Source organism: Nocardioides astragali (genome assembly GCF_024436375.1).
Classification (GTDB): domain Bacteria; phylum Actinomycetota; class Actinomycetes; order Propionibacteriales; family Nocardioidaceae; genus Nocardioides; species Nocardioides astragali.
The window spans coordinates 312,047-333,499 of record NZ_JAFMZM010000003.1; the positions used below are offsets into that span (position 1 = coordinate 312,047).

The 21,453-nt window shown below is 70.4% G+C and carries 23 protein-coding genes; 3 read left to right on the plus strand and 20 right to left on the minus strand.

The window, feature by feature from the left end; all coding sequences use genetic code 11:
- Positions 1 to 86: 86 nt before the first annotated feature.
- Positions 87 to 875 carry a hypothetical protein gene (locus tag J3P44_RS10615; RefSeq protein ID WP_255890309.1) on the plus strand — a complete coding sequence of 263 codons (789 nt, stop codon included), beginning with the start codon at positions 87 to 89 and terminating at the stop codon, positions 873 to 875.
- 173 nt (positions 876 to 1,048) lie between these two features.
- On the opposite strand, the gene J3P44_RS10620 is transcribed toward J3P44_RS10615, so the two are convergent.
- From J3P44_RS10620 to J3P44_RS10695, 16 genes are all read right to left on the minus strand, one after another.
- Positions 1,049 to 2,068, minus strand: a complete 1,020-nt coding sequence (locus tag J3P44_RS10620) for a lysophospholipid acyltransferase family protein (protein ID WP_255890310.1) — start codon at positions 2,066 to 2,068, stop codon at positions 1,049 to 1,051.
- Entirely contained in the window at positions 2,065 to 2,910 is an 846-nt protein-coding gene (locus tag J3P44_RS10625; RefSeq protein ID WP_255890311.1) for a patatin-like phospholipase family protein, read from the minus strand. Before J3P44_RS10625 ends, J3P44_RS10620 begins: the two co-directional genes overlap by 4 nt.
- A gap of 58 nt (positions 2,911 to 2,968) precedes the next feature.
- On the minus strand, positions 2,969 to 3,349 hold the full coding sequence (locus J3P44_RS10630; protein ID WP_255890312.1) for a DUF3817 domain-containing protein: 381 nt from the start codon (positions 3,347 to 3,349) through the stop codon (positions 2,969 to 2,971).
- 23 nt (positions 3,350 to 3,372) lie between these two features.
- Positions 3,373 to 4,101: an SURF1 family protein gene (locus J3P44_RS10635; RefSeq protein WP_255890313.1), complete on the minus strand. Its 729-nt coding sequence runs from the start codon at positions 4,099 to 4,101 to the stop codon at positions 3,373 to 3,375.
- 28 nt (positions 4,102 to 4,129) lie between these two features.
- Positions 4,130 to 4,891 carry an urease accessory protein UreD gene (locus tag J3P44_RS10640; protein ID WP_255890314.1) on the minus strand — a complete coding sequence of 254 codons (762 nt, stop codon included), beginning with the start codon at positions 4,889 to 4,891 and terminating at the stop codon, positions 4,130 to 4,132.
- A complete protein-coding gene (gene ureG / locus J3P44_RS10645) occupies positions 4,866 to 5,627 on the minus strand; it encodes an urease accessory protein UreG (RefSeq protein ID WP_255890315.1) in 762 nt (253 codons plus the stop codon). Before ureG ends, J3P44_RS10640 begins: the two co-directional genes overlap by 26 nt.
- Positions 5,620 to 6,252, minus strand: coding sequence for an urease accessory protein UreF (locus J3P44_RS10650; protein ID WP_255890317.1), 633 nt, complete (start codon positions 6,250 to 6,252; stop codon positions 5,620 to 5,622). The genes ureG and J3P44_RS10650 overlap by 8 nt, the downstream gene beginning before the upstream one ends.
- Positions 6,252 to 7,949: an urease subunit alpha gene (locus J3P44_RS10655; protein WP_255890318.1), complete on the minus strand. Its 1,698-nt coding sequence runs from the start codon at positions 7,947 to 7,949 to the stop codon at positions 6,252 to 6,254. The genes J3P44_RS10650 and J3P44_RS10655 overlap by 1 nt, the downstream gene beginning before the upstream one ends.
- Positions 7,942 to 8,265, minus strand: a complete 324-nt coding sequence (ureB, locus tag J3P44_RS10660; RefSeq protein WP_255890319.1) for an urease subunit beta — start codon at positions 8,263 to 8,265, stop codon at positions 7,942 to 7,944. Before ureB ends, J3P44_RS10655 begins: the two co-directional genes overlap by 8 nt.
- Positions 8,266 to 8,275: 10 nt before the next feature.
- Positions 8,276 to 8,578: an urease subunit gamma gene (locus J3P44_RS10665; protein WP_255890320.1), complete on the minus strand. Its 303-nt coding sequence runs from the start codon at positions 8,576 to 8,578 to the stop codon at positions 8,276 to 8,278.
- Position 8,579: 1 nt separating this feature from the next.
- On the minus strand, positions 8,580 to 9,260 hold the full coding sequence (locus tag J3P44_RS10670) for an ATP-binding cassette domain-containing protein (RefSeq protein WP_255890321.1): 681 nt from the start codon (positions 9,258 to 9,260) through the stop codon (positions 8,580 to 8,582).
- Complete coding sequence (gene urtD, locus J3P44_RS10675) at positions 9,253 to 10,011, minus strand: urea ABC transporter ATP-binding protein UrtD (protein ID WP_255890322.1); 759 nt, start codon at positions 10,009 to 10,011, stop codon at positions 9,253 to 9,255. The genes J3P44_RS10670 and urtD overlap by 8 nt, the downstream gene beginning before the upstream one ends.
- Positions 10,008 to 11,096, minus strand: coding sequence for an urea ABC transporter permease subunit UrtC (urtC, locus tag J3P44_RS10680; protein ID WP_255890323.1), 1,089 nt, complete (start codon positions 11,094 to 11,096; stop codon positions 10,008 to 10,010). The genes urtD and urtC overlap by 4 nt, the downstream gene beginning before the upstream one ends.
- A complete protein-coding gene (gene urtB, locus J3P44_RS10685) occupies positions 11,093 to 11,977 on the minus strand; it encodes an urea ABC transporter permease subunit UrtB (protein ID WP_255890324.1) in 885 nt (294 codons plus the stop codon). The genes urtC and urtB overlap by 4 nt, the downstream gene beginning before the upstream one ends.
- An 84-nt stretch (positions 11,978 to 12,061) precedes the next feature.
- A complete protein-coding gene (urtA, locus tag J3P44_RS10690; protein WP_255890325.1) occupies positions 12,062 to 13,312 on the minus strand; it encodes an urea ABC transporter substrate-binding protein in 1,251 nt (416 codons plus the stop codon).
- Between the two features lie 211 nt (positions 13,313 to 13,523).
- On the minus strand, positions 13,524 to 13,988 hold the full coding sequence (locus tag J3P44_RS10695) for a MarR family winged helix-turn-helix transcriptional regulator (RefSeq protein WP_255890326.1): 465 nt from the start codon (positions 13,986 to 13,988) through the stop codon (positions 13,524 to 13,526).
- Positions 13,989 to 14,112: 124 nt separating this feature from the next.
- Here J3P44_RS10695 and J3P44_RS10700 point away from each other — a divergent pair, with 124 nt between their 5' ends.
- On the plus strand, positions 14,113 to 15,198 hold the full coding sequence (locus J3P44_RS10700) for a substrate-binding domain-containing protein (RefSeq protein ID WP_255890327.1): 1,086 nt from the start codon (positions 14,113 to 14,115) through the stop codon (positions 15,196 to 15,198).
- 297 nt (positions 15,199 to 15,495) lie between these two features.
- Entirely contained in the window at positions 15,496 to 15,618 is a 123-nt protein-coding gene (locus J3P44_RS10705) for a hypothetical protein (protein ID WP_255890328.1), read from the plus strand.
- Here J3P44_RS10705 and J3P44_RS10710 read toward each other — a convergent pair.
- The 4 genes from J3P44_RS10710 to J3P44_RS10725 form a co-directional block, all read right to left on the minus strand.
- Positions 15,612 to 16,853 carry an RNA polymerase sigma factor gene (locus J3P44_RS10710; protein ID WP_255890329.1) on the minus strand — a complete coding sequence of 414 codons (1,242 nt, stop codon included), beginning with the start codon at positions 16,851 to 16,853 and terminating at the stop codon, positions 15,612 to 15,614. The two genes, J3P44_RS10705 and J3P44_RS10710, sit on opposite strands and share 7 nt — an antisense overlap.
- 56 nt (positions 16,854 to 16,909) lie before the next feature.
- Complete coding sequence (locus tag J3P44_RS10715; protein WP_255890330.1) at positions 16,910 to 17,242, minus strand: YciI family protein; 333 nt, start codon at positions 17,240 to 17,242, stop codon at positions 16,910 to 16,912.
- Positions 17,243 to 17,368: 126 nt separating this feature from the next.
- Positions 17,369 to 17,776, minus strand: coding sequence for a hypothetical protein (locus J3P44_RS10720; RefSeq protein WP_255890331.1), 408 nt, complete (start codon positions 17,774 to 17,776; stop codon positions 17,369 to 17,371).
- Complete coding sequence (locus J3P44_RS10725; RefSeq protein ID WP_255890332.1) at positions 17,760 to 20,828, minus strand: Ig-like domain-containing protein; 3,069 nt, start codon at positions 20,826 to 20,828, stop codon at positions 17,760 to 17,762. Before J3P44_RS10725 ends, J3P44_RS10720 begins: the two co-directional genes overlap by 17 nt.
- Positions 20,829 to 21,453 lie beyond the last annotated feature (625 nt).

The following is a 21,453-nucleotide window of genomic DNA, read 5'->3' on the forward strand; positions in this document are numbered from 1 at the left end:
GCTCGCGGGCCACCCACCCGGACGGGGCTGGTCGCCTCAGGTGCGGCGTGGTGAGATGGAGGCACACTGACTCTAGGAGGTCACGCATGCATTTCGGGCGCAAGAAGACCCTCATCGACCGGGCTCACGACTATGTCGAGCAGCTCTCGGAGACCGTGCTCCCCCAGCTCGAGTCCGCCTGGGAGCAGGCGGTGGACAAGGCCGGACCCGCCCTCAGTGATGCCCGCGACAAGGCCACGCCGCTGATCGCGGAAGGCCGCGCGCTCGCCAGCGAGAAGGCGTCCGTGGGTGCGGCACTGGCCGCCGAGAAGGCGGCCGAGGCTCGCACCAAGGCCGCGCCGCTCCTGGCCGAGGCCCGGGCCACGGCAGCCGAGAAGGCGTCGGTGGGTGCCGCGCTCGCCGCCGAGAAGGCGGCTGCCAGCCGCGACCTGGCAGCGGCCAAGGTGGCGGAGATGCGCGGTGTGGAGCCCGAGCCCCAGGGCAGCAAGCTCAAGAAGGTGCTGCTGCTCGGCGGCCTGCTGGCCATCGGTGGGGTGATCCTCGGCAAGCTCCGCCAGAAGCAGGACGACAGCGCGCACTGGCAGTCGACCTACACCCCGCCGGCCCCGCCCACGCCGCCCGCCCCGGCCGATGCGACCGCCGCTGCGGCTCCGGTCACCCCGGCGACCACCAGCCAGGGCGACCCGCTCACCGACCCGCTGGAGGAGGTCACGGCGGACGACGTCGTGACCGCCGAGCCGCCCGCCACCGACGACGTCGGCGGCGGCGCTCCCGGCGAGGCGATCAGCGACTCCGTCGAGGAGGCGCACGAGCCGACCGACCCGGACCAGCCCGCGGACATCATCGACATCGAGGACGTCCCCAAGAACACGTAGTCACCTGATCCATCGCCCTCGGGCGGTGCGTGAGGAGGGTTCCTGTGCTCCGGAATCCCCTTCACGCACCGCCCGTCCGCGTTTCGGAGGTGGTCCGCCCTCGAGCGGTGCCCCAAGGGGATTCCACGGCCGCAGAGTCCCCCTCACGCACCGCCCGAGGTCACTTCGGGAGGTCAGCTCGGGGCGTCGGCCCGGTTCTCCTCGATCCAGTCGTCGACGCGTTCCCACCAACCGAAGAGCCAGTCGATCCGCGCCTCGCGGCCCTCGGGGATCTCCGCGCGGGAGACCTGCCACCAGCGCATGGTGATCTGCTTGTCCATCGGCAGCTCGCGCCACAGGTCGCTGACCGTGACGAGGTGGTCGAGCCCGGTGTGGGCGACCATCAGCACGTCGGCCTCGGGCGCCGCGTCCAGCGCCGCCAGTACGCCGCCGGGCCGCGGCGCCAGCACGTGGGTCATCTTCTCGGCGCGCCTCGCCATCCGCTCGAGGCCGAGCTTGCGGAGCCGGGCGATGGCCTTGTCCCGCCGGCTCGGCGTGAAGTTGCCGCCCTCGGGGAAGATCACGAACGCGTCGTTGCGGTCGAGGCCGGACGCGAGTGCGGCGATCTGTGACTCGAGGTCCTCGCCCGCCGCGGGGTTGGGGGAGATGAAGCTCGCCGGGATGCGGCGCAGGATCACGTCGATCGCCGGGTCCCAGGCGAGGGTGTTCTTGAGCACCACGCGTGGCTCGCGGTGGTACCAGTGCAGGAGGGCGTACATCAGGATGAACGAGTCGCCCGGTCCCGCGTGCCGGCACATCACCAGCACCGGACCCGCGGGCATCCGCGGCGGGTGTGGCCCGTCGGTGCGGATCCGCAGTGCCAGCACGCGCCTGGCCTCGCGGAAGAACACGATCAGCGTGCCCTGCACCAGGTCGTAGTGGATGCCGGCGAAGTAGGGCGAGCGGATCTTCCAGCCGAAGCCGCTCGCCAGCCAGAGACCCAGCAGCACCGCGAGCAGCAGGGTCTCGAAGCTCAGGTAGACGATGACCACCCAGAGCAGGCGCAGCGCCCGCCACCGACCCGGGAGGATCGGCGAGAGCGCGGCGGCGCCGAACACCCAGAGCGGCAGCGTCACCCACAGCACCACGGTCAGGGCGATCACCAGGGGCGCGACGACCAGTCGCCGCAGGGCCCAGACCAGTGGGTGGTTCACGGCCGCCGGCCGGGTGGGTCTGCCAGGGCTTCGTCGAGGTAGGCGCGCGACGCGTCGTACGTCGCGTCGATGCGGGCCTGGACGCTGGAGAAGTCGCGGTGCGCGCGCATCGAGTCGTCGCGCGTCGAGGTGCCACGGGCCGGCAGGACGTACGTCTCGACGCCGTCGGGGATGGTCGCCATCTCGCGCATGAAGCGGTGGCGCCGGGCCACCTCGAAGCTCACCCGCGCGACCTCCCACGGGCGCGTGGGTGCCACCAGCGGGCGGTCGATGCGACCGACCTGGAGCACGAAGACGCGCGTCGCGCCGAGCTCGACGGCCTTGCCCACCGGGATCGAGTTGACCAGGCCGCCGTCGAGGAAGTGCTCGCCGTCGATCTCGGCGGGTGGGAGCAGACCGGGTACGGCGGCGCTGGCCAGGATCGCGGGCACGATCGGGCCGCTGGTGAACCAGTGTTCGGCCGCGCGCTCGATGCTGGCCGCGCACACGCCGAACCGCACCGGCAGGTCCTCGAAGCGGGTGTCGCCGAACTCCTCGTGGAGCCGGTTGCGCAGCGGCTTGGAGGAGTAGATGTGGGTGCCGGTGGAGACGGCTCGCCGGACCGTGCGCAGGGGCCGGTCGCCGTACATCTCGCGGCTCTGCGCGGTCGCGCTCCACAGCTCGGTGAGGCGCTCGACCACGCCCACCTCGGGCTGGCGGGCGACCATGGCGCCGTTGAGGGCGCCGACGCTCGTGCCCAGCACGAGGTCAGGCACGATGTCACGCTCGAGCAGCGCTCGCAGCATGCCCACCTCGACCGCGCCGAGGACGCCGCCCCCGCCGAGCACGAACGCTGTTGTCACGTCTCTCCCCCGTTGGTCGAGGAGGGACGAAGTCCCGGCACGAGACCCGGACGCACGGCTACACCGGCTCGGGATGCTCGGCGCGCACCCGGCGGGTGGCCCGGTGCTCGGCCCAGAACGAGAGGATCGGAATCGTGCCGCAGATCAGGGTCACCAGCGTGAAGGGCAGATCCCAGCCCGCTCGCCGCGACAACAGGAACGCGCTGAACAGGAAGATCATGTAGAGCCAGCCGTGCGCGACGCCGAGGTAGGTGGTGATCATCTCGCCGAGGTTGTGGGCGTCGGAGCCCGTGGTGACCCAGGCGGGCGTGCTGTCGAAGATCTCCCACATCGGGGTGCCGTCGAAGTTGGCCAGCGGGACGCCGATGAGGCACAGCACCACGAGCAGGACACCGACGATGGTGGCCATGACGCGGTAGGCGGTCAGGTTGCGGGACACGGCGTCAACGTATCGGTCGCTGCCTATCCGGTGGTGGGCGAGGCGACCTCGGGCGCGGTCGCGTCCTGGCGCCAGCGCCACCAGATGAAGGCCGCGAAGGCACCGAAGACCCACCACTCCACCGCGTAGAGCAGATTGCGGACCCCGGTGAACCTGCTCGGGCTCGGGAGCGCCTCGAGCTCGGCCGCCTGCAGGCCGGTCGCCGGCTCCTGGCTGACGACGAATGCGGAGTAGAGGTCGACGTCGACGCGCTGCACGGCGTCGGCGACCCGGATCTCGGGGAACACGTCGTCACCGGGGTCGTCGTCGGTCACGAGGCTGCCCTCGGGCGCCTGGATCCACCCCGTCACGTCGGCCTCGCCGGTCGCGGCGAGCAGGGCGGGGTCGGGCTCCTGCGCCCACCCGCGTACGACGAGCACGGCCGCGTCGTCGACCTGCAGCGGGGCGACGGCCCAGTAGCCCGCTTCCCCGTCGAGCTCGCGGTCGGCGACCCAGAAGCCGCCGTCCATCCACTCGCCGGTGAGCTCCACCGGCCGGCCCAGGTCGGGGGCCGGGAACGGGTCGTCGGGGCCCATCACGTCGGTGAGCGGCGCTGGCGTCAGCTCGGAGAGGTCGCGTGCCTCGGCCGTGCGGTGCGCCTGCCAGGCGTCGTACTGCCAGAGGCCGAGCCACCCCGCGATGCCGACCAGCACCAGGGTGAGGGCCGCTGCGCCGAGGTCGGTCAGCAGGCCGGGTCGGCGGGGGGCGGTCACGGCGTCGATTCTCCCAGCCGCCCGGTCATCACCCGCCGGGGGCCGCGGAGCGTGAGGCGGGCGTGCCGCCCGCCGAGGTGGTCTCGGATGCCTCATCCAGGGCCGCCCACACCGGATCGAGCACGTCCGCGGTCTCGTGCGCCTCGCGTCCCAACCGCCGCCACAGCCGGTCACCGGTCTCGAGGCGGAGCGGCGACGGACCGCCCTCGGGCAGCTGGCGGGCATCCCCAAGAGCCAGGACGCTGTCGAGGATCCGACCCGGGGTGAGGTGAAGCGACCGCAGCTCCTCGACGACCACCGGCCGCCCGTCGCGGGTGATCGTCGTGCGAGACACCAGGTCGCCCGGAGCCTCCCCCGACCGGCCCAGCACGAGGGTCTCCCGGGCGAGCAGCGTGGCCTTGTCGCCGAGACTGACCGACGTCGAACGGATCACCCTCGACCCACCCGCCGAGACCCAGGGCAGCGAGTCGAGCACGAGCCGAGCCCCGTCGCCGACCTGGCCAGCGAACGCCCAGGATGCCGACCCGCCCCGCATGTCGTAGGCCACGGTGCCGCTGGTCTCCCGCAGATGGAGGGTGAGCCCGTCCGCCACGTGGCACCTCACCTCGACCACGTCGCCGGCCAGCAGCTGTGCGCGGGTGGGCACCAGGGCCACCCGCGCCCCACGCTCATCCACCCCCAGGGTGACGACCCGGAACGGCCCGCCGCCGGCCGTCACCCGCACCCGTCCGCCGACGGTGCGCGCGAGGGAGACCAAGCAGGCGTCAGTGCGCGTGGGCGTGGTCGTCATGGCTGTGCCCGTTCTCCCCTGCGTGGAAGTGCCCGTTCTCCCCTGCGTGGAAGTGCCCGTTCTCCACTGCGTGGAAGTGCGGCGCCATCGGACCGGGGTCCACCGGCACCAGCCGGCCGCTCCGGTGTCGAGCCACCTGGGACCGCACCCACTCGAGAAGGACAGCAACGGAGTGCGGGTCGTGACGCGACAGCGCGACCACGGGCCGACCGTCCCGAGCCGCGACGGCGTCGGCGCGCATCTCGTCGACGTCGACTCCGACGTAGGGCGCGAGGTCGGTCTTGTTGACGACCAGCAGGTCGGCGCGTTCGATCCCCGGGCCGCCCTTGCGTGCCACGTCGCCGCCACCGGCGACGTCGATCACGAAGATCTGCGCGTCGACCAGGGCCGGCGAGAAGGTCGCGGTGAGGTTGTCGCCGCCGGACTCGACGAGCACGACGTCCAAGGGTCCGCGGGCCGCGACCAGGTCCTCGACAGCCAGCAGGTTGGCCGTGATGTCGTCCCGGATGGCGGTGTGGGGGCAGGCGCCCGTCTCGACGGCGACGATGCGCGAGGGATCGAGCACGCCCGCGGCCCGGATCATCCGGGCGTCCTCGTCGGTGTAGATGTCGTTGGTGACGACGCCGATCTCCAGCTCATCGCCGAGCCGGGCGCAGAGCAGCATGATCAACGAGGACTTGCCGGTCCCGACGGGGCCGCAGATCCCTAGTCGCAGTTCGCGGGTGGTCTCAGGCACGGAACAACCTCCTGGTGGTGACGGCGTGGTCCTCGGCGAGCTGCTCGATCCACGGTGAGCTGGTGGCGGGGATGTCGGTGGGTGCGTCCAGGTGGGCGACCTCGGCCACCAGCGTGGCCAGCTGCGGCAGCGCCGCCACCACCCACGACGTGGCCACGGCCGGGTCGAGGGGGCGCAGCTTGAGGGCCGCGGACGCGACGGTCTGCAGGTCGTCGTAACCGATCACCTCGGCCAGGTCGGCGGACGGCACCCCGGTCGCGTGGGCGACCGCGCCGAGCACCATCGGCCGGGGCAGCCCGGTCAGCAGCGGAGGCAGGTCCCACAGCGTGGTGGCCAGGCGCAGCAGACCGCGGCCCAGCTCCCGGGAGGTGTCGCGCATCGCGGCGCTGACCGTGCGCGCCGCCCACGCGTCGTACACGGCATCGAGGCCCTCACCCCGGCGCAGGTGCGCCAGCGTCACCACCGCGGTGGCCGATTCGGTGCGCGTCACCGTCGCCAGGCGCAGGGCGAGGTACGCCGGTACGTCGTCGAGCCCGGCGGCCAGCGCGGGCTCGAGGCCCCCGGACTGGGTGTGGCCGGCGACAGGCAGCCGCGCGTCGGCGAGCAGCAGGGCGACAGCCGTCATCAGAACATCGAGTAGAGCTGGGCCAGCGGCAGCGCCGTGGCGGGAGAGGGCGTCACGAGCTCGCCCTCGACGGTGATCGCGAAGGTCTCGGGATCGATGTCGATGTCGGGCAGGGCGTCGTTGTTGACCATGTCGGCCTTGCCGATGTCGCGTGTCGGCGTGATCGCCATCAGCTGGCGCCGGAGCCCGAGCGTCGAGGCGAGACCCGCGTCGAGCGCAGCCGGCGACACGAAGGACACGGCGTGGTCCGCCCCGTCGGCACCCACCAGGGTCGGTCGCATCAGCACGGGCTGCGGGGTCGGGATCGACGCGTTGGGATCGCCCAGGGCTCCCCACACGAGCGCACCCCCCTTGATCACGACCTGCGGCCGGATGCCGAAGAAGCGTGGATCCCACAGCACCAGGTCGGCCAGCTTGCCCGGCTCCACGGACCCGACCTCGTGCGCGATGCCGTGCGCGATGGCCGGGTTGATCGTGTACTTCGCGACGTAGCGCCGCGCCCGCACGTTGTCGGCCGGCCCGCCGAGCGAGCCGAACCGCGCCTTCATCACGTGCGCCACCTGCCAGGTGCGGCAGATGACCTCGCCGATTCGCCCCATGGCCTGCGCGTCTGAGGAGGTGATCGAGAGCGCGCCGAGGTCGTGGAGCAGGTCCTCGGCGGCGATGGTGGTGGCGCGGATGCGCGACTCGGCGAAGGCGAGGTCCTCGGGGACGCGCGGGTTGAGGTGGTGGCAGACCATCAGCATGTCGAGGTGCTCGGCGACGGTGTTGACGGTGTGCGGCAACGTCGGGTTGGTCGAGCCCGGGATCACGTTGGCGTGGGAGGCGACCTTGATGATGTCGGGTGCGTGCCCGCCCCCGGCACCTTCGGCGTGGAAGGCGTGGATGGAGCGGCCCGCGATCGCAGCCAACGTCGACTCCAGGTAGCCGGCCTCGTTGAGGCTGTCGGAGTGCAGCGCGACCTGGAGGCCGAGCTCGTCCGCGGCACGCAGCGCGGCGTCGATCGCCGCCGGCGTCGACCCCCAGTCCTCGTGCACCTTGTACGCCGCCGCGCCGGCGAGCGCCTGCTCGGCCAGGCCCTCGGCGGACACGGTGTTGCCCTTGCCCATCAGCAGCACGTTGACTGGGAGCTCGTCGAGGGCCCGGTGCACGGCCCGGAGGTGCCAGGAGCCGGGCGTGACCGTGGTCGCCTTCGACCCCTCCGACGGCCCGGTGCCGCCGCCACCGATGGTGGTGATCCCGGTCGCGAGTCCCTCGACGACCTGGGAGCGGGAGAGCAGGTGCACGTGGACGTCGATCGCGCCGGCCGTCAGAATCTTGCCCTCACCCGAGATCACGTCGGTCCCCGGTCCGATCACCAGCGACGGGTGGACGCCGTCGGCGATGTCCGGGTTGCCCGCGCGGCCGAGCGCCACGATGCGCCCGTCGCGGAGCCCGACGTCGGCGCGCACGATGCCCCAGTGGTCGAGGACGATCGCATTGGTGATGACGGTGTCGAGCGCCCCCTCCGCACGGGACATGGTCGACTGGGCCATCGACTCGCGGATCGACTTGCCGCCGCCGAAGATCGCCTCCTCGCCGCCGAAGGTCAGGTCGTCCTCGATCTCGATCCACAGGTCGGTGTCGCCGAGACGCACCTGGTCGCCCTTGGTCGGACCGTAGATCGCGGCGTACGCATCCCGACCGATCTCAACCACGGATGCGCACCTGGATCCCCGGCACGACGCGCCGCCCGCGCAGGGCCACGATCGCCACCGACCGCGAGGCACCCGGCTCGAAGCGCTGCGAGGTGCCCGACGGAACGTCGAGCCGGAAGCCGTCGGCCGCCTCCCGGTCGAAGTCGAGGACGGCGTTGACCAGCGGGAGGTGGATGTGCGAGCCGATCTGCACCGGCCGGTCGCCGGTGTTGGTGATCACGATGGTGCGCCGCTCGTCAGGGACGCGGTCGGCATTGAGGATGTGCGTGCCGGGCGCACAGCGGATCGCGCCCGGGCCGTCGGTGTGGGTCGCCATGGTCTGCCTCTCAGCCGATCGGGTCGTGGAGCGTGACGAGCTTGCGGCCGTCGGGGAAGGTGGCCTCGACCTGCACCTCGGTCAGCATGGGGACGACGTCGGGCATCACCTGGTCGGCGGTGAGCACGTCACGGCCGCTCGTCATCAGCTCGGCGACATCGGCGCCCTCCCGAGCACGTTCGATCACCCAGGTGCTCAACAGGGCCACCGACTCGGGGTAGTTGAGTCGTACGCCGCGCGCCAGCCGGTCGCGCGCGACCATGCCGGCCACGGCGAGCAGCAGCTTCTCGGTGTCGGAGGGGGTCAGGTGCACGTCACACCGCCATCGCCGCACGTACGGAGTCGAGAGCACCGGCTCCGCCCTCACCCTGTGCCGTGATCCGCCCGGACTCGAGGACGTAGTAGGACCCGGTGGAGCGCAGCGCGAAGCCGACGTGCTGCTCCACCAGCAGCACCGACAGGTCGCCGCGCTGCGTGAGCCCCAGGATCACCTGCTCGATCTCCTGCACCACGTTGGGCTGGATCCCCTCGGTGGGCTCGTCGAGGATCAGCATCCGGGGTTGCGTGAGCAGCGTGCGGGCGATCGCGAGCTGCTGCCGTTGGCCACCGGAGAGCAGCCCGGCGCGGCGGCTGAGCAGCTCGGTCAGGGCCGGGAAGGTGTCGAGCACGCCTCTGATCTCGGCCTTGCTGGTGGTGATCAGCTGCAGGTTCTCCATCGTCGTCATCTGCGGGAAGCACTGCTGGCCCTGCGGGACGTAGCCCAGCCCGCGGCGTACGCGCGCGTTCGGTCGCAGCCGCGTGACGTCCTCACCGTCCAGCAGCACCGTGCCGGCACGGACCGGCAGCAGGCCCACCGCGACGCGCAGCAGGGTGGTCTTGCCGGCGCCGTTGTGGCCCATGACCGCCACGGCATCACCGGTCGGCACCACGACGCTCACGTCGTCGAGCACGATGGTGCGGCCGTAGCCCGCAGTCACGCCCCTCAGCTCAAGCATGGGTCGCCCCTTCGACGGTGCGGCCCAGGTAGACCTCCTGGACCTTCTGGTTGGCCTGGATCTCGGCAACCGTACCTTCGGTCAGCACCTTGCCTGCGTGCATCACCGTCACCACGTCGGCGAACGTCCGGACGAAGTCCATGTCGTGCTCGATGACGGCGATGGTCCGCTCGGTGCCGATCCTGCGGAGCAGCTCACCGGTCTCTTCTCGCTCCTCGGCGCTCATCCCGGCGACCGGCTCGTCGAGGAGCATCACCTTGGCGTCCTGGACCAGCAGCATGCCGATCTCGAGCCACTGCTTCTGTCCGTGCGCGAGCACCCCGGCCGGGCGATCGCGGAGGTCGACGAGGCCGACCGCGTCCAGCGCCTCCTCGACGTACGACGGAATCCCGCGGCGTGCCCGCATCATCGAGCGCGCCTTGCGGTGCACTCCCCCAGCGATGTCGAGGTTCTGGAGGACGGTGAGCTGCTCGAAGACGGTGGCCGTCTGGAAGGTGCGGCCCACACCTGCCCGGACGACCTGGTGCGGCTTGAGGCCGAGGAGGTCGGTGCTGCCGTAGCGCACCAACCCGCTCGCGTTCGCGAGGCCGGTCACCGCGTCGACCAGGGTGGTCTTGCCGGCGCCGTTGGGGCCGATCAGGAAGTGCACCCGGCCCTGCAGCAGGGTGAGGTCGACCGAGTCGACGGCGACGAAGCCGTCGAACTCCACCGTCAGGTCACGGATCTCGACGTAGTCCAGCTGGGCGTTCATGCGGCCCCCTCCGCCTGCAGCGCAGGGACCTGCTTCTGCTTCCTGGCCGGCCGCAGCCGACCGAGGTAGGAGGGCAGCTGCGCGAGACCGCCCGGCAGGAACAGGATCACCAGCACGAACAGCGCGCCCTGGAAGTAGGTCCACGACCCCGGAAAGGTCTCCGAGAGCGACGTCTTGGCATAGCCCACCGCGAGGGCGCCGATCGCCGGACCCAGCAGCGTGGCACGGCCGCCGAGGGCAACCCCGGCGATCAGGCCGATCGAGGCGACCTCGTCGATGTCGAGCGGGGAGACGATGCCGACGATCGGCACGAACATCGCACCCCCGATGCCGGCCATCACGGCGGCGATGACGAAAGCCACCAGCTTGATGTTGGCCGGGTCGTGGCCCAGGAAGCGCACGCGCTCCTCGGCGTCGCGGGTGGCGATCAGCAGCTCGCCGAAGCGGCTCCGGTAGAGCTGGAAGGCGACGAGCAGCATGGCCACCAGCAGCCCGGCGGTGATGAAGAAGATCATCCGCTGGTTGATCGGGTCGTAGAGCGAGTAGCCGAAGAACGACGTGAACGCGCTGAGTCCGTTGAAGCCGCCGGTGACCTCGATCTGGGAGATGATCAACGTCGCGAACGCCACCGCCAGCGCCTGGGACAGGATCGCGAAGTAGGCGCCCTTGATCCGGCGCTTGAAGACCGCCAGGCCGAGCAGCGTCGACACGGTCGCCGGCAGTGCGACGACCATGAACAGCGTGAAGGCCCCGCTGCGGAAGGGCTCCCACCAAGCGGGCATGGTGCCGTTGCCGTACAACATCATGAAGTCCGGGATGGCATCCGGTCCGGCCGCCTCGAGCTTGAGGTGGAAGGCCATCACGTAGGCGCCGAGGCCGAAGAACATGCCCTGGCCGAGGACGAGCATGCCGCCGCGCCCCCAGGCCAAGCCGATGCCGACCGCGACCATCGCGTAGCAGCAGTACTTGGCGAGGTTGCCGAGGCGGAAGTCGTCCAGCACTGCCGGGGCGAGGACGAGCAGCGCGACCGCAAGCGCGGCGATGCCGATCAGGTTGAGGGCTGGCAGGGTGCTGAAGCGCTTCACGCGAGGCTCCTGGTGCGGACCGTGAACAGGCCCTGGGGTCGGATCTGCAGGAAGGCCACCACGAGCACGAAGGTCAGCACCGTCGCGAGGCTCCCGCTCGTGTAGTAAGTGAGGAAGGCACCGACGATGCCGAGCGCGAAGGCGGCGATCACCGAGCCCTTGATCTGCCCGATGCCGCCCGCGACCACCACCAGGAAGGCCGGCACGATGTAGGAGGTCCCGAGGTTGGAGACCGTCGCCGTGACGAGGGTCAGCGCGACTCCGGCGACGCCGGCCAGGCCGGAGCCGAGGAAGAACGTGACGCGGTCGGTCCCGCGAGTGGAGACACCGACCGTCTCGGCCAGGTCGCGGTTCTGCACCGTGGCGCGGATCCGGCGACCGAGCGCGGTGTACTTCAGCACCGCCGCGGTCCCGGCGAGGCAGCCGACGGCGATCGTTACGATGAACAGGCGGGTGACCGGATAGCCGTAGCCGAGCAGGTCGAGCTGGCCGTGCAGCCAGGTGGGGCTTGCCACCGCCTTGGGCTGCGCGCCGAAGACGTCGCGCGCGACCTGCTGGAGGATCAGGCCGACGCCGAAGGTGACCAGCAGGGTGTCGAGCGGCCGGTGATACATCCGGCTGATGACCGTCATCTCCAGCAGCAGCCCGAGCATCCCTGCGACCAGGAAACCGAGCGGTAACGCGATCAGGAGCGACACGTCGCTGTTGCTGACGGCCTGCTGGGTGAGGTACGCCGTGTAGGCGCCCGCCATCAGGAACTCCCCGTGCGCCATGTTGATGACGCCCATCTGACCGAAGGTGAGGGCGAGGCCGAGGGCGACGAGGAGCAGGACCGCACCGGTCGAGGCGCCGGTGAAGAGCTGCGAGACGATGACATCCATGGAGGAGCTTCCTGAGATGGGGGACGGGAGCCCGGAGGCCTCGCGTCACGCGAGGCCTCCGGGGTTGTGCTCGGACGTACGGCCTCAGGCGCCGTTCGGGTCCCACCAGTCGTAGCCCTCGAGGAACGGGTCCGGCTCGATCGGGCCGTCGGACGACCAGATCGTCTTGATCAGCTTGTTGGGCTGGACCTCGCCGATCAGCGTGGTCTTGGCGATGTGGTGGTTGTCGCCGTTGACGACGACCGTGCCCTCGGGCGAGTCGAAGGTCACGCCATCGGCGGCCTCGATCACGTCGTCGACGTCGAAGGAGTCAGCCTTCTCGACCATGCCCTTCCACAGCCACAGGCTGGTGTACGCCGCCTCCATCGGGTCGGAGGTGACGCGCTCGTCGCCGTACTTGGCCTTGAACGCCTTCACGAACGCGGCGTTGTCGGGGCTCTCGACGGTCTGGTAGTAGTTCCAGGACGTCATCTGGCCGGTGAGGTCGACGTCGATCGCTGCCGCCTCCTCCTCGGCGATCGAGACCGAGACGATCGGGATCGTCTTGGCGCTCAGCCCCTTGGCGTCGTACTCCTCGAGGAACGCGACGTTGGAGTCACCGTTGATGGTGTTGAAGACGACATCGGGTTGAGTCTCGACGATCTTGTCGACCGCGGTGCCCCACTCACCCTTGTCGAGGGTCTGGTACTCCTCGCCGAGGACCTCGATGTCGTGCGCGGCGGCGTACTGCTTGATGATCTTGTTGGCCGTCCGCGGGAAGACGTAGTCGGAGCCCGCGAGGAAGATCGAGTCGATCTTCTTCTCGTTCTTGAGGAAGTCGAGCGCGGGGATGATCTGCTGGTTGGTGGTCGCGCCGGTGTAGAAGATGTTGCGGTCGGCCTCGAGGCCTTCGTACTGCACCGGGTAGAAGAGCAGCGAGTTGAGGCTCTTGACGACCGGGCGCATCGCGACGCGCGACGACGACGTCCAGCCGCCGAAGATCGCGGCGACGCAGTCGCTCTGGATGAGCTTCTCCGCCTTCTCGGCGAAGATCGTGGGCTCGGAGGCGCCGTCCTCCTGGACGATCTCGAGCTGCTTGCCCAGGACACCGCCCTCGGCGTTGATCTGCTCGGCGGCGAGACCCAGCGAGTCCGAGACCGTCTTCTCACTGATCGACATCGCGCCGGAGAGCGAGTTGAGGAACCCGATCTTGACGGTGTCGCCACTGGTGTCGACACACGACTCGGCGCTGGCACTGGCGCTGTCGCCGGCCTTGGCACCCCCACAGGCGCTGGCCGACAGACCCACGACGACGACGGATGCAACCGCTGCGAGGCGGCGAGTGTTCAGGTTCACGACACAAAGTTCCCTTCTCGGACCACTGGTGACAGCGGATTCCTGCGGACCTGCAGTCCCCGAGAGCGGCGCCGTTGCCGTGGAGATGCGTCCGAATGGAAGGAACCTAGAGACTCGTTGTTTCGACCGCGTGACGTCGCCGTCACGTCTGTCTACTTCCATGTGGAAGGAAATCGGGCGGTGCAGCCCGGGTCGGACTCAGTGGTCGGGCTCAGCCCAGCAGGGCTCTGAGCGATCCGACGCCGGCGTCGAAGAGGCCCTCGCCCACGCGCTCGCGGAGCTCGTCCTCGACGCCGACCTCCCGTGCGCGCAGGCGTTGGGCGACCGCCCTGCCCCGGGGCGACAGGACCGCGGCCACGCGGCGGCGATCCTCGACGTGCACCCGCCGCAGCACGAGACCGCGCTCGACGAGGTGGTCGACGTGGCGGGTGAGAGTGCCGCCGGGGAGCACGGCGGCGTCCGACAGGGCACTCATCGTCTGTCCCGGCTCCTCGAGCAGGGCTGCCATGACACGCCACTGCTCGGCCGTGAGATCGAGCTCGGCCAGCGGCTCGGCCATCGCCCGCCGGACGATCTGCTCGGCCTGTCGCAGCAGCAGACCCAGCCCCGGCGAGGTCACCGGCGACAGGGCCTCGGCAGTCACGGAGGGGTGATTCCCGTCACGTATCACGTCCACGAGCCCACCTCGGCGTCTCAGTTCGGGTCGATGACCGGCCCTGTCGAGCGACCGGAAACCTATCCTAGCCGCGCGACCGGAGGCCCCGTCGGCTCGCGCATCGCTCCCGGTTGGAGGTGGACTCATGACCGCACACCACCCGCCACGCCCTCGCGACGTCACCGCCCTCGCCTTCGTGGTGCCGCTGCAGGGCCCGACCGGCATCTACGGGCCGTCCTGCCTGGCCTTCGGCGATCTGGCAGTCGAGCAGCTCAACGCCGGCGGAGGCATCGCCGGCCGCCAGGTCGAGCTGGTCCTCGTCGACGCCGGTCGTCCTCCCCACGAGGTCGCCGCTGACGTGGCCGCGCTGGTCAGGTCCGGCCGCGTCGACGGGATCGCCGGCTGGCACATCTCCGCCGTCCGCCAGGCGATCACCCGTCGCGTCGGCGGCCGGGTTGTCTACGCCTACGCCGCCATGCACGAGGGCGGCGACGACACCCCCGGCGTCTTCATGATCGGTGAGCGTCCCGCCAACCAGCTGCTCCCGGCCGCCCGCTGGATGCGGGCACATCACGGCGTCTCGCGCTGGGCTGTGGTCGGGAACGACTACGTCTTCCCCCGGGTCACGGTCGCGACTGCTCGCCGGGCGCTGCTCGAGTCGGGCTCGGAGGTCACTCAGGAGACGTTCGTCCCCCTGGGCACCTCCGACTTCGCACCCGTGCTCGCGCAGCTGCGCGACTCGCGGCTCGACGGCGTGATCATGCTGCTGATGGGTCAGGACGCGGTCCACTTCAACCGGCAGTTCGCCCGCGCCGGGCTCAGCGACACCCTGCCCCGACTCTCCCCGGCGGTCGAGGAGAACACCCTGCTCGCTGCCGGGTCGGGCGCGAATGAGCACCTCTTCGCAGCGGCCGCCTACTTCGACACGATGACGAGTACCGGGACGGACCTGCTCGCTCGTCAGTACGCGGACCGGTGGGGGCCGCACGCCCCCACCGCCAACGCGGTCGGTGAGTCCTGCTTCGAGGCTCTGCACTTCCTCGCCCACCTCGCGAGGCAGTGCGGGTCCCTGTCCATCGACGCGGCCGCCCGGCTGCCGGACGGATTCTTCTACGAGAGCCCGCGGGGGCTCATGCGGCTGAGGGGAAACCTGGTGGACCAGGACGTCTTCGTCGCGAAGGCAGACGGGCTGGAGTTCCGCGTGGAGGACCAAATCTCCCGCACGGCGTGAGCGGTGGGCGTCGAGGTCGATTCGACGTCTTCTAGTCGATCATGCGCGGCGTCGGGCATCGGGTCGAGCAGGGCGAGGAGCTCGACCGCTACGTCAACCTCCCGGGCTACTTCGGTCCCGGCGAGTACGACGACTCCTGACGCGGCGACCCGGGGCTCGTGGCGAGGACGGTGGGTGTCGACCCGGCCGAGATCGCGCCGTACGTCCGGCAGGTGTCGGTGTGGCGCGCGCGCGCTCGACTGCTCCGGTCATCCGGGCACAACTAAGCACAAGTGCACCCTGCTCGATGGCTGGGTCGTGACCGAGCTGCGGCGGCGGATGGGCATCTCCCGGCCGGATCCGTCTGCCGGATCCGTCATCCGGGTGCCGCTGGGGCGCGACGGCACGGACGCGCTGAGCGAGCGCATCCGGGGCTACTGACCTGCGCCGAGCTCGTCGCGCCTCCGCGTGAGGTAGGCCGACTCCGCGGTGTTGCCGGCCAGGTCGATCGCCCGGTCGTACGCCGCCCGCGCATCGGCGCTGCGGCCCAGGCGGCGCAGCAGGTCGGCGCGGGTGGCGTGGAACGCGTGGTAGCCGTCCAGGGGCTCGGCCAGGGCGTCGACCTGGGCGAGGGCGACGTGCGGCCCGTCGAGCTCGGCCACGGCGATCGCGCGGTTGAGGGTGACGACCGGTGACGGGTCGAGACGGACGAGCTGGTCGTAGAGCGCGACGACCTGGGACCACTCGGTGTCGCGCGCGTCGCGGGCGTCGGTGTGGACGGCGTTGATGGCGGCGAGGACCTGGTAGCGGCCGGGCGGCTCGCCGGACCTCAGGCGCTCGCGTACCAGCGCGTGCCCCTCGTCGATGAGCGTACGGTCCCAGGCGCCGCGGTCCTGCTGGTCGAGGGTGACCAGCTCACCGTGCGTCGAGACCCGGGCGCTGCGCCGCGCCTCGATCAGCAGCATCAACGCCAGGAGTCCGGCGACCTCGCCGTCCTCGGGCAGCAGCTCGCGCACGAGCCGGGTGAGGCGTACGGCCTCGCCGGTCAGGTCGGCGCGGATCGGGTCCGTCTCGGCACTGCTGGCGAGGTAGCCCTCGTTGAAGACGAGGTAGAGCACGGCCAGGACGCCGTCGACGCGCGCCGGCAGGTCCTCGACCTCGGGCACGCGGTAGGGGATGCCGGCGGCCTTGATCTTCGCCTTGGCCCTGGTGATGCGCTGCCCCATCGTCGTCTCCTGCACGAGGAAGGCGCGCGCGATCTCCGCCACGGTCAGGCCGCCGACCATGCGCAGGGTGAGGGCGACCCGCGCCTCCATCGCCAGCGCCGGGTGGGCGCAGGTGAAGACGAGTCGGAGGCGCTCGTCGTCGACGGCGCCCAGCGGGTCAGGGGGCCCGGAGGTCTGCTCGGTGAACATGTGGGCCTGCTTCTGCTTGTCGCCGCGCTTGCTCTCGCGGCGTACCCGGTCCAGCGCCTTGTGACCGGCCGTGGTGGTCAGCCAGGCACCGGGGTTGGGAGGTACGCCGTCGGCCGGCCACCGCTCGACAGCGATGGCGAACGCCTCGGCGGCGGCGTCCTCGGCGATGTCGAGGTCGCCGAAGCGCCTCGCGATGGTGGCCACCACCCGGGCCCACTCGTCGCGGTGGACCCGGGTGATGATCTCGTCCAGGTCAGTCATGGCTCGTCATCGCCGGTTGTGTGCGAGCGCAGCGAGCCTCGAAACCAGGCATCGGATCAGGCGAGCCCGTCGAACGGCCGGACCTCGATCTTGCGGTTGCATGCCTTGGACGCGCCGGCCGACAGCTGCAGCGCCGCGTCGAGGTCGTCGGCCTCGACGACCCAGAAGCCGGCGAGGTACTCCTTCGACTCCACGAACGGGCCGTCGCTGAACACCGGGGCGCCGCTGCGGTTGTCGGTGACGGTCGCGTGGTCGGGCGACGTCAGGCCGCCGCCGAACACCCAGCGCCCGTCGGTCTTGAGCTGCTCGTTGAAGGCGTCGACGGCCCCGGGCTCGGAGTCGTCGACCTCGTTGGTGGTGTCTCCGATGACGGTGAGGAGGTAGTGCATGTCAGGTCATCTCCAGCGGTTGTGGGCCACCCCGTCCGGGCGGCCGCTCACCCCTCCTACGAAGGCGGTGGTGTCGATACGACACCCTCGCGGGATGAATTTCCACTGCCGCGACTCGTCACGTCGTCACCGCCACGTAAGGGACCCGTCGTCCTTCAGCACTATCTCGTCGAGCTCGCACACCGGACGGTCGGCGAAGTCGTGCGAGGCGAACACGACATCGGCTCCGTCAACGACCTCGAAGCCGCCGTCACCAGCCTCCAGGCACTGACGCTCCCTGTCGGTGAACTGCGTGTCGAAGATGTACACGTCCTCGAGAGTCCCGCCCGCTGTGCGGCGGCCCTCGAGGTCGCGGATGACCACCTCGAAAGAGTCCTCGCCGGTAGCGTTGCGCAGCACTGCAGTGCCCTCCGGGCTCGCCTCGGTGCAGCCCGCCATCAACGTCACGACCGCCGCGGCGACCGCTCCGGCCAGGAGCCACCCTCGCGGGTGGCCCCGGCCGGCCGGCCAACGGCGGTCACTGGCGTACGACACCGTCGTTCCTCGGAGTGGACGTGGGTCCGTCGGACGGCTCGGCGGCGGCCAGTGCGCGGATGACGGGGTGGTGAACCGCCAGCCCGAACGCGAACGTGTTCGGACTCCCGACGGTCGCCCCATCTGGGACGTCGGGCTCCGCCAAGCTCCAGGCATCGGCACCGACCGCGCCGAGGGCGGCGAGAGCAACGGCGCTGGTCTCGGCCGCGCCGTACCACATCGTGAAGAAGGTCGACTCCCCCGGATCGAGCTCGGGTAGCTGAACGTCGAACAGTGCCCCGTGATCATCGGGACCCAGGTCGGTGAAGAGTCCGACGCCTCCGAGGTCGGTGGCGGGGGACCGGGGATCCGGATCGGCGAAACCGTCGTTGGTCGCGGCGACGACCTCGCGAGGCAGCGCACCACCCTCGGCATCGATAGTGACGAACTCGCTGAACGCGGTCGGTTCGACGTCCCAGTCCATGACCCGACGGTAGGTGGGGGTCAACGGTCCGTAGTAGCCGCCCAGCAGCCCGCCCAGCGACGACGTGCTGTTGGTGACGGTCACGTCGACGCGGTACAGGTTGGGGGTCTCGGGTGCCGGGACGAAGTCGTGCCGGACCGTCAGCTCTCCCAACGGGCCGGCCCGCACGATGGACGTCCCCGAGTCGTCGTCGAATCCTGCGTTGACGAGGCTCAGGCCCCGCACACCACCCCACGACTCGTTGGCGGAGCCACCGACGTCCCGCCCGACATCGGCAACACCCCAGCCCTCACACTCGCAGCCGGGCGAGAGCGAGTCGGCGTTGGTCGGCATGTACCGCAGGCCGACGGTCGACGTGCCGGTGCCGGACGAGGCCTCGTAGCCAGGGACGTTGAGGTGCCCCTCCGCGTGGATGCCCAACCGCACGACACCGTTGGAGATCGTGGTGTCGACGCGGTTGCCCACCTCGATCGTCAGCAAACCGGTGGCCGAGTCGTTCAGGCTGGTGTTGGCCACGATCACCGACAGGCCGTCGCACACGCTCGGGTCGTACTCCACGACGGTGGCTGTTCCACTCATCGCAGGCACATCACATGACTGGGGAGCAGTGGCCGGGTCGAGATCGTAGGCGGCAAGGGGCAGCGTCTCCAGGTCCAGGCCGCCGTCCGTGGCATCGGGTCGCAGGGTGACCAGCACGGTCCGGTCGACGTCGAGGTCGAGCTCTACGAACGTACCTCCGCCAGGACCAAGCTCCACGGGTTCCACTGCGCTGTCGCCCTCGGCGAGGTGGTGCACGGATTCGACCGGCCGGTTGGCGGTGAGGGACTCGTAGGGTGCGGTGGCGGGGTTGGGCTCGAGCTCCTCGCGCCAGCGGTCCGTCACGCCCTGGTCGACGCGCCCCGGAATGGCGAGGTCGAGGGTGTACATGTCACGCCACATGGTCGGCAACCAGCTGGCGGCGTTCGGCGCCACCGCGACCAGTCCATCGCGGATGCTGCCCGACCGGTCGAACTCCTCCCAGACGCTGCGTACAGCATCAACGCCTCGGTCATGGTGCAGCCACTCGGCAAAGACGAACGCGCCGTACTGGCGGTTGGTCGAGGACTCCCACGCCATCAGGTCCTTGGTCGGCTGCTCGAGGAAGAGCTCGATGTTGCGCAGGTACTCCTCCTCGTCGTCCTCGGCGTAGTCGCCGGGGTAGGCCGCGACCATCTGGTGACTGGCCCACTCGGCCGAGGCCTCCATCCACCATCCGATGTCGCTCATGCGCCCGAGGCTGCGGTTGTCCAGGATGTCGATGTACTCGTACTGGTACTGGTGCACCAGCTCGTGTCCTGCGGTCGCGGCCAACGAGTCGTCGTCGCGGTTGAGCAGGATGACCTCGTTGGGGAGGGAGATCGCCCGCCCTTCGATGAGGCCGATGTCCATGAACGCCTCGACTCCCTCGATCGGCTGGAAGCCGAGGACGTCCTCGAGGTGGTCCTGCGCATTCTCGAGTCCGGTCGCGGCGGCGTCGACCTGTGACGGGATGTCACCGCGAGGTACGTCGTAGTGGTCACTGTTCCAGTAGAGAGTCACCTCTCCGACGTGGATCAGGCAGTCGTAGCCCGCGAACACGAACCCTCGGACCCTGTTGCAGTCCACGTCGGTGGCTGCGGCCGCCGTGAAGCTCTGGATGCCGGACTGGGTGGGCTCAACCGGCTCGTTCGCAGCGGTCTCGAGGTCCACCGGCGTGATCAGCTTCTCGGCCTTCGCCCGGTTCTCCGGCGTCATGTCGGGGAGATACTGCAGAGTCCGCCAGGTCCAGACGGTCACCTCCTCCGGTAGCGAGCCTGCGTAGCGCGGCTGGAGTTCCGGGAGCCGGAGCACGGCCGCGAGCCCCTGCAGGACGTAGGTGTCCACGTCGATGCGATCTGCCGCGAAATCCAGGTCGAGGCGATGCAGCGGACCGCCGCCGTTGTCGACCACGAGCGGAATGAGGGCGCGAGCAGCGTTGCCGGACGCGTCGACGGCCTCGACGGCGAGCGGGTGCTCCCCGTCCGGGACCACCGTCGTGTCGATCTGCACGTCGTACGGCGCAGTGTCATCGGTTCCGACCAGGCGACCGCCGAGGGTCACGGTCACCCCGACGACGCCGGAGTCGTCGGCGGCGTCGGCCGTAACTGCGACCTGACCAAAGACCGTCTCGCCGAAGGACGGAGAAGAGATGGAGACCGTGGGCGCCGTGGTGTCGTCCGGGTCGCTGGTGGCGTAGGTCAGCTCGAGATGGGGGGCGTTGGCAGTGCCTGGCGCGGCCAAGAACGCACGCGCGGGCATGCCGGCCACCGCAAGGGCAGTGGCCTCGCCGCGCAGCATGGCTTCGACCGCGGGCAGCGCGTCGATGGTGACGGTCCCGGGATGGGCGGTCGTCGTGGTGGCCGGAGACTGCACGTGCGGTGGCTCGGTAGTCCGCACCACGCCCGCCGGAACCGGCGTGTCAGTGGCGAAGAGCGAGAGCTCCGTGGCGGCGTCGAGCGCGTCCACGTGGACCTTCAGCGCGGCGCCGGTCAGCGTCGCACCCTCAGCGGTGACGGGGATGTCGACCGACATCACAGCCGTGTGGTCCCAACGGCACAGTCCGTTCGCCTTTCCATCGGCCACACCGGCCGCGAGCTGACCATCAGGCACGCCGGGTGCGATTTGCTCGAGCGCCGCCTCAGCGGGCCTACCCGCGTTCGGGCACCGACGCTCCGGACGGCCCGTCATCCCTGCGGGAACGGCGACCGTTCCACCGGACAGCGCAGCCACGCTGGACGAGGACTCGGCCGCTACGGCCGGGACCGTAAGCGCCGCCAGCGCCGCCACGAGTGATGTGGCGAGCATTGCCCGCGTGAGGCTCTGAGCGCGCCCGTGTCTGCCAAGTCGTTTCATTCCAACCCCCGTTAGATTCACGCCGAATGGGCCGGAGCCTAGGGAGTGAGCCGCGACGAGCGTGTGATTACGGGCAAAGTGGTCCAGACCGGAGCGCACCATTCCGAACGCGGGCGTGGCCTGAGGGTCCTCCCGCGGCCTCGGCCTAGACCGACGGCGAGGTCCTCAGACCGGTCCTGCGCATGTGGGCTTCCAGGACCGTGAAACGGCGTCTTCAGCATGATGCGGCCCGTGTCGTGGCTTGGGGTTCTAGTTGGTGGGCCTAGGGGGCTTGAACCCCTAACCCCCTGCTTGCAAATTACGA

Excerpts from the sequence above, each read along its gene's own strand:
- J3P44_RS10615 (WP_255890309.1), top strand. The coding sequence starts at position 87 with ATGCATTTCGGGCGCAAGAAGACCCTCATCGACCGGGCTCACGACTAT.
- J3P44_RS10640 (WP_255890314.1), bottom strand. The coding sequence starts at position 4,891 with ATGACGACCACGCCCACGCGCACTGACGCCTGCTTGGTCTCCCTCGCG.
- J3P44_RS10650 (WP_255890317.1), bottom strand. The coding sequence starts at position 6,252 with ATGACGGCTGTCGCCCTGCTGCTCGCCGACGCGCGGCTGCCTGTCGCC.
- ureB (WP_255890319.1), bottom strand. The coding sequence starts at position 8,265 with ATGGCGACCCACACCGACGGCCCGGGCGCGATCCGCTGTGCGCCCGGC.
- J3P44_RS10670 (WP_255890321.1), bottom strand. The coding sequence starts at position 9,260 with ATGCTTGAGCTGAGGGGCGTGACTGCGGGCTACGGCCGCACCATCGTG.
- urtD (WP_255890322.1), bottom strand. The coding sequence starts at position 10,011 with ATGAACGCCCAGCTGGACTACGTCGAGATCCGTGACCTGACGGTGGAG.
- urtB (WP_255890324.1), bottom strand. The coding sequence starts at position 11,977 with ATGGATGTCATCGTCTCGCAGCTCTTCACCGGCGCCTCGACCGGTGCG.
- J3P44_RS10700 (WP_255890327.1), top strand. The coding sequence starts at position 14,113 with ATGACCGCACACCACCCGCCACGCCCTCGCGACGTCACCGCCCTCGCC.
- J3P44_RS10710 (WP_255890329.1), bottom strand. The coding sequence starts at position 16,853 with ATGACTGACCTGGACGAGATCATCACCCGGGTCCACCGCGACGAGTGG.
- J3P44_RS10715 (WP_255890330.1), bottom strand. The coding sequence starts at position 17,242 with ATGCACTACCTCCTCACCGTCATCGGAGACACCACCAACGAGGTCGAC.
- J3P44_RS10725 (WP_255890332.1), bottom strand. The coding sequence starts at position 20,828 with ATGTCGGTCGACATCCCCGTCACCGCTGAGGGTGCGACGCTGACCGGC.